The organism is Staphylococcus sp. HMSC62D11 (genome assembly GCF_001839145.1).
Classification (GTDB): domain Bacteria; phylum Bacillota; class Bacilli; order Staphylococcales; family Staphylococcaceae; genus Staphylococcus; species Staphylococcus lugdunensis.
In genome coordinates this window covers 112,186-112,905 of the sequence record NZ_KV840192.1, presented here as the reverse complement: position 1 = coordinate 112,905, position 720 = coordinate 112,186, and the positions used below count along the sequence as shown (strand labels likewise).

Sequence of the window (720 nt, the reverse complement as noted above, 5' to 3'; positions counted from 1 at the left end):
TTACATTTTTACCATCACTAAAGTGGATGACTGTGTTGCCATTTCCATCTGTTTCTGTGCGAGTAATTGTAATTGATGTACCATCATGTCCGTTATCTCCACGGTCACCTTTTTCGCCTTTTGGTATTGTCAATGTTTTACCATCTGTAAAGGTTACAACTTTATCACCAGTACTTGACGTTGTAATTGTTGCAATACCTACTGATGTGCCATTTTGACCTTTTGGTATTGTGATTACTTTGCCATCTGTAAAATGAACAACTGTGTTACCTGATCCATCTACTTCTGTTCTTGAAATGCCAATAGATGTACCATTTTCACCTTTCGCACCTTTTGGTATCACAACTGTTGTGTTATCTGAGAACACAAGTTTACGATCTCCGTTTGGTTCTTCTGTATTACTTGTGATTGTAATTGAATGACCATCGGCACCTTTAACACCTGCGTCACCTTTGTCGCCTTTTGGTATCGTAATCGATTTGCCATCTGAGAAGGTTACAACAGTGTCACCATTTGGTTGTTTAGCTATATTTTGAATTGTCACTGATGTGCCATTTTGACCTTTTGGTACGGTTACATTTTTACCATCACTGAAGTGGATGATTGTGTTACCTGCAGCATCTGTTTCTGTGCGAGTAATTGTGATTGACGCACCATCACGTCCGTTTTGGCCATCATGACCATTGTCGCCTCGGTCACCTTTTTCACCTTTTGGTATTG

The 720-nt window shown here is 39.7% G+C and carries 1 pseudogene; it reads right to left on the bottom strand.

The window, feature by feature from the left end:
* A pseudogene (locus HMPREF3267_RS07615) lies at window positions 1-720 on the bottom strand (hypothetical protein); the annotation flags it as partial.